The organism is Streptomyces sp. NPDC096132, assembly GCF_044763345.1.
Taxonomy (GTDB): Bacteria; Actinomycetota; Actinomycetes; order Streptomycetales; family Streptomycetaceae; genus Streptomyces.
The window spans coordinates 1-15,591 of the sequence record NZ_JBIWGA010000064.1 but is presented as its reverse complement, the minus strand read 5'-3'; the positions used below and the strand labels follow the sequence as shown (position 1 = coordinate 15,591).

General features: G+C 71.8%; 14 protein-coding genes. 9 read left to right on the top strand and 5 right to left on the bottom strand.

Features of this window, described 5'->3' with window-relative positions:
- From ACIRF9_RS51795 to ACIRF9_RS51775, 5 genes are all read left to right on the top strand, one after another.
- Positions 1 to 1,440 (top strand): acetate--CoA ligase family protein (locus ACIRF9_RS51795; protein ID WP_403837510.1); only part of this gene is annotated, 1,440 nt, incomplete at its 5' end.
- A gap of 139 nt (positions 1,441 to 1,579) precedes the next feature.
- Positions 1,580 to 2,086: a flavodoxin domain-containing protein gene (locus tag ACIRF9_RS51790; protein WP_403837509.1), complete on the top strand. Its 507-nt coding sequence runs from the start codon at positions 1,580 to 1,582 to the stop codon at positions 2,084 to 2,086.
- 130 nt (positions 2,087 to 2,216) lie between these two features.
- Complete coding sequence (locus ACIRF9_RS51785; protein ID WP_403837507.1) at positions 2,217 to 3,287, top strand: zinc-dependent alcohol dehydrogenase family protein; 1,071 nt, start codon at positions 2,217 to 2,219, stop codon at positions 3,285 to 3,287.
- A 19-nt stretch (positions 3,288 to 3,306) separates the two neighbouring features.
- Positions 3,307 to 3,981, top strand: a complete 675-nt coding sequence (locus ACIRF9_RS51780; RefSeq protein ID WP_403837505.1) for a helix-turn-helix domain-containing protein — start codon at positions 3,307 to 3,309, stop codon at positions 3,979 to 3,981.
- A gap of 112 nt (positions 3,982 to 4,093) precedes the next feature.
- Positions 4,094 to 4,531 (top strand): pyridoxamine 5'-phosphate oxidase family protein, encoded by a 438-nt coding sequence (locus ACIRF9_RS51775; RefSeq protein WP_403837503.1) that lies wholly within the window; start codon positions 4,094 to 4,096, stop codon positions 4,529 to 4,531.
- A 34-nt stretch (positions 4,532 to 4,565) separates the two neighbouring features.
- On the opposite strand, the gene ACIRF9_RS51770 is transcribed toward ACIRF9_RS51775, so the two are convergent.
- Positions 4,566 to 5,015: a carboxymuconolactone decarboxylase family protein gene (locus ACIRF9_RS51770; protein ID WP_403837501.1), complete on the bottom strand. Its 450-nt coding sequence runs from the start codon at positions 5,013 to 5,015 to the stop codon at positions 4,566 to 4,568.
- Between the two features lie 83 nt (positions 5,016 to 5,098).
- Here ACIRF9_RS51770 and ACIRF9_RS51765 point away from each other — a divergent pair, with 83 nt between their 5' ends.
- On the top strand, positions 5,099 to 5,977 hold the full coding sequence (locus tag ACIRF9_RS51765) for a sigma-70 family RNA polymerase sigma factor (RefSeq protein WP_403837499.1): 879 nt from the start codon (positions 5,099 to 5,101) through the stop codon (positions 5,975 to 5,977).
- 31 nt (positions 5,978 to 6,008) lie between these two features.
- On the opposite strand, the gene ACIRF9_RS51760 is transcribed toward ACIRF9_RS51765, so the two are convergent.
- Positions 6,009 to 7,316 carry an MFS transporter gene (locus ACIRF9_RS51760; protein WP_403837497.1) on the bottom strand — a complete coding sequence of 436 codons (1,308 nt, stop codon included), beginning with the start codon at positions 7,314 to 7,316 and terminating at the stop codon, positions 6,009 to 6,011.
- A gap of 308 nt (positions 7,317 to 7,624) precedes the next feature.
- Between ACIRF9_RS51760 and ACIRF9_RS51755 the strand changes: the two genes are divergently transcribed.
- The 3 genes from ACIRF9_RS51755 to ACIRF9_RS51745 are packed head-to-tail and all read left to right on the top strand — an operon-like array spanning position 7,625 to position 11,675.
- The gene (locus ACIRF9_RS51755) at positions 7,625 to 9,823 is read left to right on the top strand and encodes an MMPL family transporter (protein ID WP_403837495.1); all 2,199 of its coding nucleotides are present in this window, start codon (positions 7,625 to 7,627) and stop codon (positions 9,821 to 9,823) included.
- Positions 9,824 to 9,828: 5 nt separating this feature from the next.
- On the top strand, positions 9,829 to 11,028 hold the full coding sequence (locus ACIRF9_RS51750; RefSeq protein WP_403837493.1) for a sensor histidine kinase: 1,200 nt from the start codon (positions 9,829 to 9,831) through the stop codon (positions 11,026 to 11,028).
- Positions 11,025 to 11,675 (top strand): response regulator, encoded by a 651-nt coding sequence (locus tag ACIRF9_RS51745; RefSeq protein WP_403837491.1) that lies wholly within the window; start codon positions 11,025 to 11,027, stop codon positions 11,673 to 11,675. The genes ACIRF9_RS51750 and ACIRF9_RS51745 overlap by 4 nt, the downstream gene beginning before the upstream one ends.
- A 410-nt stretch (positions 11,676 to 12,085) precedes the next feature.
- Here ACIRF9_RS51745 and ACIRF9_RS51740 read toward each other — a convergent pair whose 3' ends face one another.
- From ACIRF9_RS51740 to ACIRF9_RS51730, 3 genes are all read right to left on the bottom strand, one after another.
- On the bottom strand, positions 12,086 to 13,675 hold the full coding sequence (locus ACIRF9_RS51740; protein WP_403837489.1) for an oleate hydratase: 1,590 nt from the start codon (positions 13,673 to 13,675) through the stop codon (positions 12,086 to 12,088).
- A 40-nt stretch (positions 13,676 to 13,715) separates the two neighbouring features.
- The gene (locus ACIRF9_RS51735; protein WP_403837487.1) at positions 13,716 to 14,942 is read right to left on the bottom strand and encodes a globin domain-containing protein; all 1,227 of its coding nucleotides are present in this window, start codon (positions 14,940 to 14,942) and stop codon (positions 13,716 to 13,718) included.
- Positions 14,943 to 15,123: 181 nt separating this feature from the next.
- Positions 15,124 to 15,591 (bottom strand): putative PEP-binding protein (locus ACIRF9_RS51730; RefSeq protein ID WP_403837485.1); only part of this gene is annotated, 468 nt, incomplete at its 5' end.

The window sequence follows — 15,591 nt, the reverse complement described above, 5'->3', positions numbered from 1 at the left end:
ATCCCGGTGCTGACCGTCGACGCCGGCCGTACGGACGCGGGCCGCAGGGCCGCCGCCTCCCACACCGCGGCCGCCGCCACCCGCACCATGACCCGCGGCGCGCTGTTCACCCAGGCGGGCATCACCGCGACCCGCTCGGTCGGCGAGCTCCTCGAAACGGCGGCCCTGTTCCACTCCCAGCCGCTGCCGCAGGGCAGTCGCGTCGCGATCGTCACCAACGCGGGCGGAGCCGGGGTGCTCACCGCCGACGCCTGCGCGGAGGCGGGACTGGCCCTTCCGCCGTTCACCCCCGCGATGATCGACGAACTGCTCGGTGTGCTGCCGGACGGCGCCGCCGTCGGCAACCCCGTCGACGCCACCGCCGCGGTCTCGGAGGACCAGCTGACGGAGTGCGTCGACCGTCTCACCCGGTGCTCCGGCATCGACGCCGTGATCGTCGCCCTCGTGCCCACGGCGGTCGCTGCGGCCACCGGTGACGACCTGGTGCGCGCCCTGACCGGGGCTCCCGGACGACGGACGCGGCCCGTGCTCGCCGTACGCCTGGAACAGGACCTGCCCGTCCGGCTGCTGCCCGCGGCCGACGGCGGCACCGTTCCTTCCTACGCGGAACCGCAGGCGGCGGCCCGCGCGCTGGCCCACGCGGCCGGGCGTGCCGGCTGGCTGGCCCGGCCCGCCGGAGTCGTCCCCGCCCTCGACGACGTCGACACCGAGCGGGCCCGTACGGTCGTCGAGGACTACCTGGAGCGGGAGCCCGACGGCGGCTGGCTGGACCCGCGCACCTGCGCCGACCTGCTCGCCTGCTACACCGTCCCGCAGATCCCGTGGGCCTGGGCCGAGACCGAGGACGAGGCCGTGCTCGCCGCCGACCGGCTGCGCGGCTTCGACGGGCGGGTGGTCATGAAGGCCCACTGGCCCGGGCTCCTGCACAAGTCCCGGGAGCAGGCCGTCCACCTCGACCTGCGCGGCGACGCCCAGGTCAGGGCCGCGTTCCGCGACCTTCGGAACCGCTTCGCCGGACTCATGACCGGCGTGGTCCTGCAACCCCTGGCCGCCCGCGGCACCGAACTGTTCGCGGGGGTCGTCCAGGACGAGGTCTTCGGCCCGCTCGTCCTGTTCGGGCTCGGCGGCACGGCCACCGAGGTCCTCGCCGATCACGCCGCCCGCCTCGCCCCGCTCACCGACCGTGACGTCCACGACCTGCTCACCTCGCCGCGCTGCGCCCCGCTGCTGCTGGGCGCGAACGGAGACGCTCCCGTCGACCTCGGCGAACTCGAACAGCTGCTGCTGCGGCTGTCCCGGATGGCGGCGGACCTGCCGCAACTCGCCGAGGCCGACTTCAACCCCGTCCTGGCGACACCGGGCGGCGTCACCGTGCTCGACGCAACGGTACGCCTGCTGCCCCGCCGCCCCCAGGACCCCTATCTGCGCCGGCTGCGCTGAGGAGGAACGGCCATGAGGCACCACAAGGCCGACAGCCTCACGCACCGGCCCCGCGACGCGCGCCTGCGGACCGAGGAGCGGGCGCCGCACGGCGTGGCCGAGGACCGGCCGCGCCTACTGTGAGAGGAGGCGGACCACCATGACCGGCACCGTGTTGGTCACCTACGGAACGACGAACGGATCCACGGCGGGGATCGCCGAGGCCGTCGCCGACGTCCTGCGCAAGGACGGGCTGACCGTCGAGGCGGTTCCGGCCCGGTCCGTGCCGAGCCTGGAGCCGTACGACGCCGTCGTGGTCGGCGGCGGGCTCTACGCGGGGCGCTGGCACAAGGACGCCCGGCGGTTCGTCCGCCGGCACCGCGCCGAACTCGCCGAGCGGCCCGTGTGGTTCTTCAGCAGCGGACCGCTGGACGCCTCCGCCTCCGAGCGGGACATCCCGCCCGTGCGCGGCGTACAGCGGGCCATGACCCGGCTGGAGGTCCGGGAGCACGTCACCTTCGGCGGGTGCCTGGAGGAAGGCGCCAAGGGACGCGTGGCCAAGATGATCGTGCGGTCCGGGAAGGGCGGTGACTTCCGGGACTTCGGCGCGATCGAGGCGTGGGCGGCGAAGGTCGCCGACGACCTGACGCACGCGGACGCCGTGTAGCACACGGAGGAGGGAGAAAGGGCTCCGGGCCGTTCGCCGGCCCGGAGCCCGAAGCGGATTCGGCGATGAGCGCCCAAGCTGGATGTACGGGGCGATCCCGGCAGTCGAGCAGAGGACGGTGAGGAGTGTCATGAAAGGCTTCGTCTTCCACGGCCCTGGGCAGTCCGCCTGGGAAGAGGTCGCGGACCCTGCCGTCAAGGAGCCCACCGACGCCATCGTGCGGGTCGACACCGTCACCATCTGCGGCACGGACCTGCACATCCTCAAGGGCGACGTGCCCGAGGTGCACCCGGGCACGGTCCTGGGACACGAGGCCGTCGGCGAGATCGTGGAGGTCGGCGGTGACGTCCGGACCGTCCGTCCGGGCGACCGCGTGCTGGTCTCCTGCATCAGCGCGTGCGGCCGCTGCCGCTACTGCCGCGAGAGCAGCTACGGCCAGTGCCGCGGCGGTGGCGGCTGGATCCTCGGCCACCTGATCGACGGGACCCAGGCCGAGTACGTCCGGGTCCCCTACGCCGACCTGTCGGTGCACGCGCTGCCCGGCGCGGTCGAGAGCAAGGACGCCGTCCTGCTGGCGGACATCTTCCCGACCTCCTACGAGGTCGGTGTGCTCAACGGACGGGTCCGCCCGGGCGACACCGTCGCCGTCGTCGGGGCCGGTCCCATCGGCCTCGCCGCGGTCGCCACCGCGCGCCTGTTCGCGCCCGAGCGGATCGTCGCCGTCGACCTGGCCGCCGCCCGGCTGGAGGCCGCCAAGCGGCTCGGCGCCGACGCCGTGGCCGACGCCGCCGAGGGCCCCGAGCAGCTGATCGCCGACCTCACCGACGGGCTCGGCGCGGACGTGGTCATCGAGGCGGTCGGCGTGCCGGAGAGTTTCGAGCTGTGCACCCGCATGGTCCGGCCCGGCGGCCACGTGGCCAACATCGGCGTCCACGGCAGGCCCGCCACACTGCACCTCGAAGACCTGTGGATCAAGAACGTGACCATCACCACCGGGCTGGTGGACACCCACTCCACCCCCACCCTGCTGCGCATGGCCGCCGCCGGCCGGCTGCCCACCGCCCAGCTGGTCACCCACACCTTCCCCCTCGAGCACATGGAAGAGGCGTACGACGTGTTCGCCGGGGCAGCCGGCACCGGCGCCCTCAAGGTGGTGCTCGGCGGGCAGCCGCACGACGAGGTCGCCGTACGGGCGGCCTGACGAGAGGACGTGACGGGCCATGGCCGAACAGACGAAGGCGAACGTGAGGCACGGCGCGCCCTCGGGCGATCTGGGCCGTCGGATCGCCGCACGCCGCGTCGAACTGGGGCTGACGAGAGAGGAGACGGCCGCCCGGGCGGGCATGGCCCCCAGCTATGTGGCGCACCTGGAGCACCACCCCGAAGCCGCGCCCGGCAGAGGCGCGCTGCTCGCGCTGGCGGCGGCCCTGCAGACCACGGTCTCGGCGCTCACCGGAGGCGACGCCGAGCTGCCACCCGGCCGTGAACAGGCCGGTCGCGCACCCGAGTTCACCGAACTGAGCAGGGCCGAGTGCGCCGCCCTGCTCTCGACGCACGGGGTCGGAAGGATCGCGGTGCCCACCGCTCTCGGGCCGGTGATCGTCCCCGTCAACTACAGCGTCGTCGACGACACGATCGTCTTCAGGACCGCGCACGGCGCGACACCGTCCCTGGCGTCCGGCTCCCCGGTCGCCTTCGAGGTCGACCGCATCGACGACACCTTCAGCCAGGGCTGGAGCGTGCTGGTGCGCGGGTACGGACACACGGTCACGGACATCGCCGAGGAGCGCCGGCTCGCGGAACGGATGTACAGCGCGCCGTGGACCGGAGGCCGCCGCGACGTGTGGGTGCGCATCGAACCGTATGCCCTCACGGGGCGCCGCATCGTGGCCTGAGCAGGGTCTCTCTCAGGAAGCCGGGGACCGATGGTCCCTGGCCGGGGAGGCCCGCACCGCTCGAGCATGGACAGGGCAGTACCGCTTTGTCACGCGAGAGACGAGAAGGCAGATGCACGCCAACGACGGATTCCGCGAACTCGGCCGGCAGGAGTGCCTGCGCCTGCTGGCCAAGGTGCCCGTGGGGCGCATCGTGTACACGCGGCAGGCGCTGCCCGCCGTCCTGCCGGTCAACTTCTGCCTGGACCACGACGGGGCCGTGCTGGTGCGCACCTCGGCCTCCTCGGACCTCGCGGGCGCGGTCGACGGAGCGGTGGTCGCCTTCCAGGCCGACGAGGTCGACGCCGCCACCCACTCCGGCTGGAGCGTCGTGGTCACCGGCGCGGCCGGCCTGGTGACCGACCCGACCGAGCACGCCCGACTACTGCGCACCGGCCCCCACTCCTGGGCACCCTCCCCCCGGGAAACCTTCATCCGCATAGCCCCCCAACTGATCACCGGCCGCCAACTCACGGCCGGCCGCACCCTGTACGGCGCCCACCTCCTGTAGCAGCCGGCCTCCGCGGGACAACGCTGCGCCCCGCTCACCAGGTCTTGCCGGCCTGTTCTCGGGTCGTGCGGTTGATGCGGTTGAAGAAGTTGGTCGTCGCGATCTCCAGGATGATCGCGCTCAGTTGCTCCTCGGTGAAGTGGTCGGCGGCGGTGTCCCAGATGTCGTCGGTCACGCCCGTGGCGCCGTCCTGGAGTCGGGTGGCGGCCTCGGTCAGGGCCAGGGCCGCGCGCTCCTCGTCGGTGTAGAAGGGCGTCTCGCGCCAGGCGACCACGTTGTGCAGGCGCTCGTCCGTCTCGCCGGCCTTCCGCGCCGCATCGACCGAGGCGAAGACGCAGGGGCTGCAGCCGTTGATCTGGCTGGTGCGCAGGTGGACCAGGGACAGCAGGTGCTTGTCCACGCCCCCGGCGTGAATCGCGTTGTAGAGGTGCTGGATCGCCGTGATCACGTCGGGGTTCGCCGGGCCGTTCATGCGTGCTTCCATCGGTGTCGCTCCTTCGTCGGTTACCTGAGCCCCTCCGGGCCCGTCATCACCCATGACGGAGCGGATCCGAGGAAGGTAACAACATGTCCGACACCAGCCCGGCGGACCCGACGGCCGAGGCGTTCGAGGCCCAGCGCGACCGGCTCCGCTCGGTCGCCCACCGCATGCTCGGCTCGCACGCCGACGCCGAGGACGTGGTCCAGGAGGCCTGGCTGCGCCTCTCGCGCCAGGACGCGGCGACCATCCACAACCTCGCCGGCTGGCTGACCACGGTGGTCGGCCGGATCAGCCTCGACGTCCTGCGATCGCGCCAGGCCCGCCCGGAGGCGTCCTACGACGACCGCCTGTCCGAGCTCGTGGTGACACTCGACGACAGTCCTGCTCCCGAGGACGACGCGGTGCTCGCCGACTCGGTCGGGCTCGCGCTGCTCGTCGTCCTGGAGTCGCTCGGGCCGAGCGAGCGGCTGGCGTTCGTGCTGCACGACCTGTTCGCGGTGCCGTTCGACGAGATCGGCCGGATCCTCGGCAGGTCCACCGCCGCCACCAAGATGCTCGCCAGTCGCGCCCGCAGGAAGGTACAGGCGATCGAGCGGCCGACCGGCGCCGGACGGGAGCAGCGAGAGGTGGTCCAGGCATTCCTGGCGGCGGCTCGCCGCGGCGACTTCGAGGAGCTGCTGCGGGTGCTCGACCCCGACGTGAAACTGACCGTCGCCACCTCGTCCGGCGTAGTCGTCACTCTCGGCGCCACCAAGGTCGCAGCCGGCGCGCAGCTGTCCTCCGGCGCAGCCGCACAGGGGCGGGCGGTGCTCGTCAACGGCCTCCCGGGGATCATGTCCTGGCGCGAGGACGGCACCCCGCTCTCGGTCCTTGCGTTCACCGTCGTCGACGACCGCATCACCGACATCACGGTCGTGATCGACCCGGCCAGGCTCGCACTGATGGACCTGCCGGATCCGGCGTGAGGGGATGGCGACGCCACCGTACGGGGCACGGTCAGCCTCCGGCCCGGCGACGAGAATCTCCGGGGGCAGGAAGCTCCCGGCCCAGACGAGCGAGTGGGGACAAAGCCATCAGCACGGGCGACGACAGCATGGCTGTGGCCGTCACCAGGAGGGTGGTGCGCAGACCCCACTCCTCCGCGAGGAATCCGCCGAGCAGAGAGCCGAGCGGGGTGAGCCCCATGCCCACGAATGTGATCGTCGCGGCCGCGCGGCCTTGCATTCCGTCCGGGGTGACGGCCTGCCGGACGGCCATGACCGTGACGCTCACCAACTGGCCGCCGGCCCCGAACACGAAGTTGACCGCGAGGAGCACGGGAAGCGTCACCGTGGAGGAACCGTGCAGGGCGGGCACGCACAGGAACGCGCCGTCGCCGAGTGCCGCCGCGGACATGAGCACCACGCCATGACCGAAGCGGCTCGGCAGGCGGGCGGCCAGCACCGAGCCCAGGAGCGCGCCCGGCCCCGTCGCTGCGATCGCCAGCCCGACGGCGGTCCCCGACAGGTGCAGTTCCCGTGGCAGGAAGAGCAGATAGACGGTCATCGTGGCGGCGAAGGAGAACTGGAAGGCGGCCGAGGCGAGGCACACGGTTCGCAACGACGTTTCGCCGACGACGAAACGGAGGCCCTCATGGATCCGCCGCCATACCCGAGGGGGACCGTCCGAGTGGTTCGGGACCGGTTCGATGCGACGGATCCGCCGGATCGAGAGGAACGACAGGGCGAAGAACACCGCGCTGGAGGCGGCAGCGATCGGCGCCGACAGCAGTGACACCAACGCGCCGCCGAGTGCGGGACCTCCGATCTGCGCCGCGGACCGGCTGCCCTCGAGCGCGCTGTTGCCCCGTACCAACTGATCGGGCGTCACCAGCCGTACGACAGAAGCCTGGTAGGCCACGTCGAAGAACACGGACAGGGTCCCGACGGCGAAGGCGACCACGAGCAGCGCCGACAGGCCGAGCCGGTCGAGGAGGCCGGCCACGGCGGCGGCGCCCAAGGCCAGGGTCCGGCCGACGTCCGTGAACACCATCACCGTGCGGGTCCGCCGGCTGTCCACCCACGCGCCGACGAAGAGCGAGAGCAACAGGATCGGCGCCTGTCCCACCGCGCGGAGGACGCCCAACTGGCCGGCACCGGCGTCGAGCGTCAGGACGGCGAAGAGCGGCAGAACCACCAGACCTGTGTGTTCGCCGAGTTGGGAGGCCGTCTGGCCCACCCAGAGTCTACGGAAGTCGCCGTCCCGCCACAGGCTTGACGGAACAGGCCGACCGGAATCGGATACGGAGGAGGAAGCGGACGGCACAGGGGTCCCTTGGATTGCCGACGACGAGGCCCGCCACCTGGTGCACAACTGGCGCACTCACGGTTCGAGCGGGAAAGGCTCGCTGTGCCGCGACATCAAGGGCAGCACGCGATGACAGGCCGATCACGGCCTACAACGTCAACGCGCGCTCGGACGACCGACCATCTCTCAACTCCTCGTGGGTCACCGGCTGCACCCGAACACTATCCCCTGTCGGATGTCCCGGGCCAGGTCCACCGATCGGTGGACGCGAAGTTCAACCGGGTGCCTCTGTCCGCCAACTGGGCTGGCCAGCAAGGCTTTTGGGCATGAACTCACTTACTGTGCGCGTGGCGCGTTGGAGCGCTCGGCACCCCTGGCGGGCCATCGGCGGATGGCTCGTGTTCGTGGTGCTGTGTCTGGTGATCGGCATCGGCACAGGCACACACAGCGCGACCACGGCCGACTACCGGGTCGGTGAGGCCGGCCGGGCGGAGGCGATGGCCGCCGAGGGGCACCTGGAACGCAGGTCCACCGAGCAGGTGCTGATCTCCGCCCGGTCGGGCCCCCTCGACCGGACCGCGGCCGAAGCCGCCGCGAAGGACCTCACCGCCCGGATGGAGCGGCTGCCCGAGGTCGCCGGCGTGGCCGACCCGCTGCTGTCCGAGGATCGCCGGATCCTGATGGTCGAGGTGGCGCTGAAGGGCGAGGAACGGGACGCCAAGGACAAGGTCGACGCACTGGTCGCGCAGACCGAGGCCGTGGGGAAGGCGCATCCAGGGCTGCTGCTGGAGGAGACCGGAAGTCCCTCCATCAGCAAGGGAGTCGACCAGCAGCGCAGCGACGACCTGGCGCTCTCCGAGAAGATCACGCTCCCCATCACGCTGCTCACCCTGTTGGTCGTCTTCGGTTCCGTGACGATGGCGGGGGTGCCGCTGCTGCTCGCGCTGTCGTCGATCGCGGCGGCCGTCGGGCTGTCGATGGTGGCCTCGCACCTTTCCCCCGACGCCGGGGTGGGCACGAACGTCATCCTGATGATCGGCCTCGCCGTCGGCGTCGACTACACGCTCTTCCACCTCAAGCGGGAGCGCGAGGAGCGCGCCCGCTCGGACGGCCGGCTGAGCTCCGAGGCGCTGGTGGAGCTGGCCGCGGCGACATCGGGCCGGGCGGTCGTGATCTCCGGACTCGCCGTCGTGGCCTCCACCGCGACGCTGTACCTCGCCTCCGACGTCATCTTCTCCTCGCTGGCCACCGGCACGATCGTGGTCGTCCTGGTCGCGGTGGCCAGTTCCCTGACGGCACTGCCGGCGCTCCTGGTCAAGCTCGGACAGCGGGCCGAGCGCAGGGCGCGGCGCCGCGCCGAGCGTGGAAAGCCGACGCGCCGGACGCGTGGCGACAGCGGCGGCCGCGTGTGGACCGCGCTGCTGCGGCCGGCCAGCAGGCACCCCCTGGCCACCCTGTGCGTCTCGGTTCTCGCCCTGCTCGCGCTCGTCACCCCGCTGGCCGGGTTGAAGATCACGGAGATGAGCCGGGACACGCACTCCCGTGACATCCCCGCCATGCGGGTGTACGACCGGCTCAACGAGGCGTTCCCGGAGCAACGGGTCACGCACCAGGTCGTCGTACGTGCCGACGCGGCGCGCGCCGACGAGGTCACCCGGGCGCTGCGCGAGCTGGCCCGACGCGCCGACGCCGACCCGCTGTTCGCGGGCGCCTCGCGTGTGCGGACCTCCGCCGACCACCGGATCAGTGTGCTCGAGCTGAAGGTGCCGTACCTGGGCAACTCCGACCAGGCGTACGACTCCCTCGACCACCTGAGGGAGGACTATCTGCCCGCGACCGTCGGCCGGGTCGACGGGGCGGAGTCCGAAGTGAGCGGGGACGTGGCCCGGTACGCCGACTATCCCGCTCACCAGAACAGCAAACTCCCGCTGGTCCTCGGGGCGTTGCTGCTCGTGACCTTCGCGATGACCACCTACGCGTTCCGCTCGGTGGTGCTGGGTCTGATCGGTGTCGTACTGAATCTGCTGTCCGCGGCGGCGGCGCTCGGAGCGCTGGTCCTGGTCTTCCAGGGGACCTGGGCCGAGGGGCTGTTGGACTTCCACTCCACCGGTTCGATCGGCTCGCGCGTACCGTTGTTCCTCTTCGTGATCCTCTTCGGGCTCTCGATGGACTACCAGGTGTTCGTGGTGAGCCGGATCAGGGAGGCCGTGCTCGAGGGCGAGTCCACGAGGCAGGCCGTGCTCGGGGGAATCCGCAGGTCGGCCGGCGTGGTGACGAGCGCCGCCGTGGTGATGACGACCGTCTTCGTGAGTTTCGTCTTCCTGCACATCATCGAGATGAAGCAGATCGGTTTCGTCCTCGCGGCGGCCGTGCTGCTCGACGCCTTCGTCGTCCGGATCATGGTCCTTCCGTCGGCGATGCTGCTGCTCGGTGAGGCGAGCTGGTGGCCCTCGCGGGCAGCGGGGCGAGCGGCCGCGGCGTCGGATCAAATGGCCGACGGGCGAACGGCGGTCGACGTACGTTGATCGGTATGACCGCTCTCGCCGACCCGCTCGCCGACGCTTTCTGGGCCACGTCGCTGCGCCGGTGGAACGCGGTGTGCTGGGCGCTGTTCGGTGCGATGGCCGTCGGGCTGGTGACGACGGCTCCGTCCGGCGGGAGCAAGTACAAGGCGCTCGCACTGCTCGGCTGCGTGGTGCTGTGCTACGCGGTGCTCGACCGCTTCCCCGGAAATCCCGTCGTACGTCCCCGGGTCTACCTCTCGGTGCTGGTGCTCGGCCTCGGCGGGCTGGCGTACCTGGGCAGCAGTTACGCGGCGCTGTTCATGGTGACGCTGCCGCACTACTGGATGTTCGGGCGCACCCCGAGGGCCTCGATGGGGTTCCTCGGCCTGGCCACCGGCGCCACGCTGGCCGGGAGCCTGGTCCGGGAGGGCTGGTCGGCGGAGTTCTTCGGCGAGACGCTTGTGTCCACCCTGATCGTGGTCGCGGTCGGCGTACTGATCGGCCTGTGGGCGCACTCGGTCGTCGCGCGGAGCAGCGAACGGGCGCGGCTGATCGAGGAGTTGGAGCGGACGCAGACGCAGCTGTCCGAGGCGCACCAGCGACAGGGCGCGGCGGACGAACGGGAACGCATCGCACGGGACATCCACGACACGCTCGCCCAGGGCTTCGCGTCGATCATCGTGCTCGCGGAGGCAGCGCAGACGGGCATGCTCGAGAATCCGGCGCGCAGTGCCCAGCAGCTCCGGTCGATCGAGTCCACCGCTCGGGAAAACCTCGCCGAGGCCCGGGAGTTGGTCGGCTCGGGGAGGCAGCCGGGGCCGGGCCGGGTGGCGGCCGGTACGGTGGCGCAGACCCTGCGCCGTACCCTGGACCGCTTCGTCGAGGACACCGGGCTCGCCGTGGACGCCGACCTGGCGGACCTCGAGTGCGACCAGCAGACCCGGATCGCGCTGCTGCGCTGCACCCAGGAGTCCCTGGCCAACGTACGCAAACACGCGCGCGCGTCCACGGTGGGCGTGGTGCTGGTCCGGCGTCCGTACGGAGTGGAGCTGGAGATCACCGACGACGGAACAGGATTCGTGACGGGGGAGTCGACGGGCTTCGGGCTCGACGGCATGCGCAAACGACTGGCGGAGCTGGGCGGGAGGCTCACGGTGACGAGTTCGGTGGGCGACGGTACGCGGATCCTGGCGATGATCCCCGTGGCGAGCGAGGTGGAGGCATGAGCCCCCTGACGAACGAGGGATGTCTGCGCATCGTCGTGGTGGACGATCACACGGTGATGCGGGCCGGAGTGGTCGCCCTGCTCGCCGCCGAGGACAGCATCGAGATCGTCGGCGAGGCGGGCGACGGACGCGCGGCGCTCGAACTCGTCGAGCGGTACGACCCGGACGTGGCCCTGGTCGATCTGCGGATGCCCGTCCTCGACGGGGTGGCGACGACGACCGAGATCGTCGCCCGGTATCCGCGGACCCGGGTGCTGATCCTGACGACCTACGACACCGACACGGAGATCGAGCGCGGGGTGGAGGCCGGGGCGATCGGCTACCTCCTCAAGGACACCACCCGGGAGCAGCTCGTCGACGCCATCCGGGCGGCGGCACGCGGCGAGACGGTGCTCGCCCCGCGGGTCGCCGAGAAGCTGGTCGCGAGGATGCGGCGCCCCGTTCAGGACCCGCTGACCGACCGCGAGACCGACGTCCTCAACGCCGTGGCGGACGGTCTCACCAACGCGGAGATCGGCAGACGCCTCGTGATCGCCGAGGCGACGGTGAAGACGCATCTGCTGCGCCTGTTCGCCAAGCTCGACGTGAACGACCGGACGCGGGCCGTGGTGGTGGCCATGGAGCGGGGGCTCCTGCGACGGCCTTAGGGGGTGTGGTGAAAGTCCCGCACAGCACCCGCGGCGCCCGGCACGCTCCCCCACTCTCGGCTTCGCTCGAGCGAGAGGTACCCCCACTCTCGGCTTCGCTCGAGCGGGAGGTACCCCCACCGCCGCACCGGCCAAAGGCCCAAGCAGCTCCGCTACGAGGACCTTCGTCCGGCACTCCCCCAGCCTTCGGCCGGGGGGACCCCAGGGCACGCACCGGACACCGCGGGCACCGCACGGGACTTTCACAACACCCCCTAGGGCGGATGCGACCGCCGGCATGGGACGGAGCGACACCGCGGGGGATCGGTGCCGCTCCTTCTCCCACTGTCTCGCGAACCACGCCGTTCGCACCAGAGCCGGATGGTCCCGGTCGAGAGGGCCGGACGTCCCCCCGGCGTGGCCCGGGCGGGCTACCGGCGGTGCATGGTCTCCAGGGCGGCGGCCAGCACATGCGGGTCGTGGTGGCCCTTGTAGACCTCCGGCGGCCGCTTCGCCGACTTCAGGAGCTGCGCCACCGCCGTCCAGGCGGTGCGTACGGAGTACTCGACGGTGAAGACCACGTCGTCGGGCACCTCCGCGAACTGCCCGATGAAGGCGAGGTTGACCGACCCCCGCGGGACCACCCGGGGGCGGTCGTCGCGGCGGCGCGCCAGGAACTGGCTGGTGATGTACGGCATCACGCAGGGCACGACGGTGGAGGTCTCCAGGACCCGCGCGGCGGTCCGCTCGTCGAAGGGGAGGTGGTGCAGGACCTCCTCGAGGATCTCCCGGCCGGTGCACATGGTCATCGGCTTGGGGGTGTGGTTGCCGGCGCGGCCGGGACGCAGGCCGTAGCCCCACCACACGGACACGCCCTCGGGCTGGTCGCGGTAGACGGGCTGCCGGTTGGCGACGACGGTGAGCAGCCAGGGGGACCCGGTGAAGGTCATCAGACCCCCCTTGCCGGCCGGACGGCCGCTGAACCGCTCCAGAGCCTCCAGGAAGGCGGGGTCCTTCGTGGTGACCGTGAACGACTCCCAGCGGGACTCCTTGACCCGTTTGTCGAAGGCGGCCGGGTTGCCGAAGTCCTCACGGCCGCGGGCCAGCCGGTGCCACAGCAGCCACGCGTCCGAGCGCTCGGGGGCCGGCGGGGGCGCGGAGGTGTGCGAGCCGAGGCTGGAGGCATCGGTCATGGAGCCGTTGGTGACGAGGACCAGGTCCTCGGGTGCGACGGCGATCCGCTCGTCGCGGCCGTGCCGGCTGAGGTGGATGGTGTCGACGGTGCCGCTGTGAATGCCGGGGGTGAACCCGAGGTCGGTGACCCGGCAACCGGTGTGGACGGTGACGCCGCGCTCGCGGAGCCAGGCCACCAGGGGCCGCACGATGGAGTCGTACTGGTTGTAGCGGGTCCGGTGGATGCCCGACATGGACGCGAACTCGGGGAACAGGTGGATGAAGCGCCTGAGATAGCGGCGGAACTCGATCGCACTGTGCCAGGGCTGGAAGGCGAATGTCGTGCACCACAGGAACCAGAAGGTCGTGGTGAAGAAGTGTTCGCCGAAGCAGTCGCTGATCCGCTTGTCGTCCAGATGCCCCTCGGGGGTGGCCAGGCAGCGGACCAGCTCCAGCCGGTCTCGCTCGGAGAACCCCATCGACGTCGTGTCGACGATCTTGCCGTCCCCGTCGACGAGCCGGGCGATGTCGTCCCAGGCGAAGTCCTCGTGTCCGGCGAGGATCTCCTCGGTCACGGAGACGGCGGGGTCGTCGAGGGTGGGGATGCCGGAGAGCAGGTCGTACGTGCAGCGGAACTCCGCCTCGAACATGCGCCCGCCGCGCAGGGTGTAACCGGCGTCCGGGGAGCCGCCCGCGTCCAGGCTGCCACCGAGGCTCCGCTGTTCCTCGAAGAGATGGATGTCGGATCCCTGGAAACCGCCGTCCCGGATCAGGAACGCCGCCGCGGCCAGTCCCGCGATCCCGCTGCCCACCACATGGGCGACCCCCGTGCCCGTCGCTGTCTTCATGCCGGGTTCCTCCTCTGGAACGAACGACGCCGGGTGCGGCTCAGGCCGCGGAGGCGGTCTCGGTGCCGGGCAGCCACAGGTCGGGGCCGAAGACCTCGTAGCGGACGCGCCGTGCGGGAACGCCGGCGGCGAGCAATTGTCCGCGCACCTCGCGCATGAAGGGAAGCGGGCCGCACAGGAACACCGTGGCGTCGTCGGGGAGTTCGACCCCGCTGAGGTCCATCAGGCCGGTGCGGGCGTCGGGTTCCTCCGCTCCGGGGTGCTCGTACCAGAAGACGGCCCGGGCGCCCGGCAGCCGGCCGACGAGGTCGCGCGTCTCGGCGCGCAGCGCGTGCTCGGCGGGGGAGCGGTCGGCGTGCAGGACCAGGGCCGGCCGGGTCGAGCCGAGGGCGGCGAGGTGGGCCAGGATGCCGGTCATGGGGGTGCAGCCGATGCCCGCCGAGACCAGCACGACGGGTGAGGTGGCGTCGGCCGGATCGTCGAGGAACACGTCGCCGAACGGCGAGGACAGCAGCAGCTCGTCCCCGGCACGGACGTGGTCGTGCAGCAGGGCGGAGACCTCGCCCTCGGGTCCGTCGGCGTCACCGGCGACCCGCTTCACGGTGATCCGCCGCAGCTCCCCGCCCGGGTCCGAGGACAGGCTGTACTGGCGCAGCTGGTGCACCCCGTCGCCCATGCGCACACGGACGCTCACGTACTGGCCCGCGCGGGCCCGCGGCGCCGGCCGGCCGTCCGCCGGGCGGAGCAGGAAGGACACGACGTCGGGGGTCTCCGTACGGCGCTCGACGACCGTCCACGGCCGCCAGATCCCGCCGGGCTGGACTCCCGCGTCCTGGTAGAGCAGGGCCTCCCGGCTGATCAGGGCCCCGGCCATCAGCCAGTACACCTCGTCCCAGGCCGCCGCCACCTCGGGGGTGACCGCGTCGCCGAGGACCTCGGCGATCGCGCCGAAGAGGTACTTGTGCACGACCGTGTACTGGTCGTCGGTCACGCCCACGGCGGCGTGCTTGTGGGCGATCCGGGCCAGCAGCGCGTCCGGCCGCGCGTCGGGCCGCTCCAGCAGCGCGCCGGCGAACCCGGCGATCGAACCGGCCAGTGCGCGGCGCTGGGCCCCGCTGGCCTGGTTGCCGCGGTTGAACATCCCGTCGAGCAGTTCCGGCCGGTCGTGGAACATCGTCGCGTAGAAGCGGGTGGTGATCTCGTCGAGCGCTCCGGCCACGGCGGGCAGGGTGGCACGGACGAGGGCGGCGGATTCCGCGGACAGCATGGAACCTCCTGGGGGGCGGGAGTGGAGAGGCGCAGAGGACAGGTCGGTCAGCTCGCCGGAGCGGCACCGCGGGGAGGTGCGGTACCGCTTCCACCAGCAGCGTCTCTCGCCGGCGGGGGGCCGGCCCAGGTCCCGTCGGCCCCTTCGCAGGGCCGACCGGCCCTGATGTGCTCCCTCCTGGTCACCTGCTGTCGCTCGTCCCGGTGCCGGGGAGCGCGGCCCGCCCGGCCTCCAGGCGTGCCACCGGAACGCGGAACGGCGAGCAGGAGACGTAGTCCAGCCCCGCCGCGTGGAAGAAGTGGACGGAAGCGGGATCCCCGCCGTGCTCGCCGCAGACGCCGATCTTCAGGTCGGGCCGCGTGGCGCGGCCCTCGTCGACGGCGATGCGGACCAGCCGGCCCACGCCGTCGCGGTCGAGGGTCTCGAACGGCGAGGTGGCGAAGATGCCCTTGTCGAGGTACGCGGAGAAGAACGCCGCCTCGACGTCGTCGCGCGAGAAACCCCAGGTGGTCTGGGTGAGGTCATTGGTGCCGAAGGAGAAGAACTCCGCCTCCTCGGCGATCCGGCCGGCCGTGAGCGCGGCCCGGGGCAGCTCGATCATGGTGCCGACCGGGCAGTGCACGGGCACGCCGGACTCCTCGGACACCTC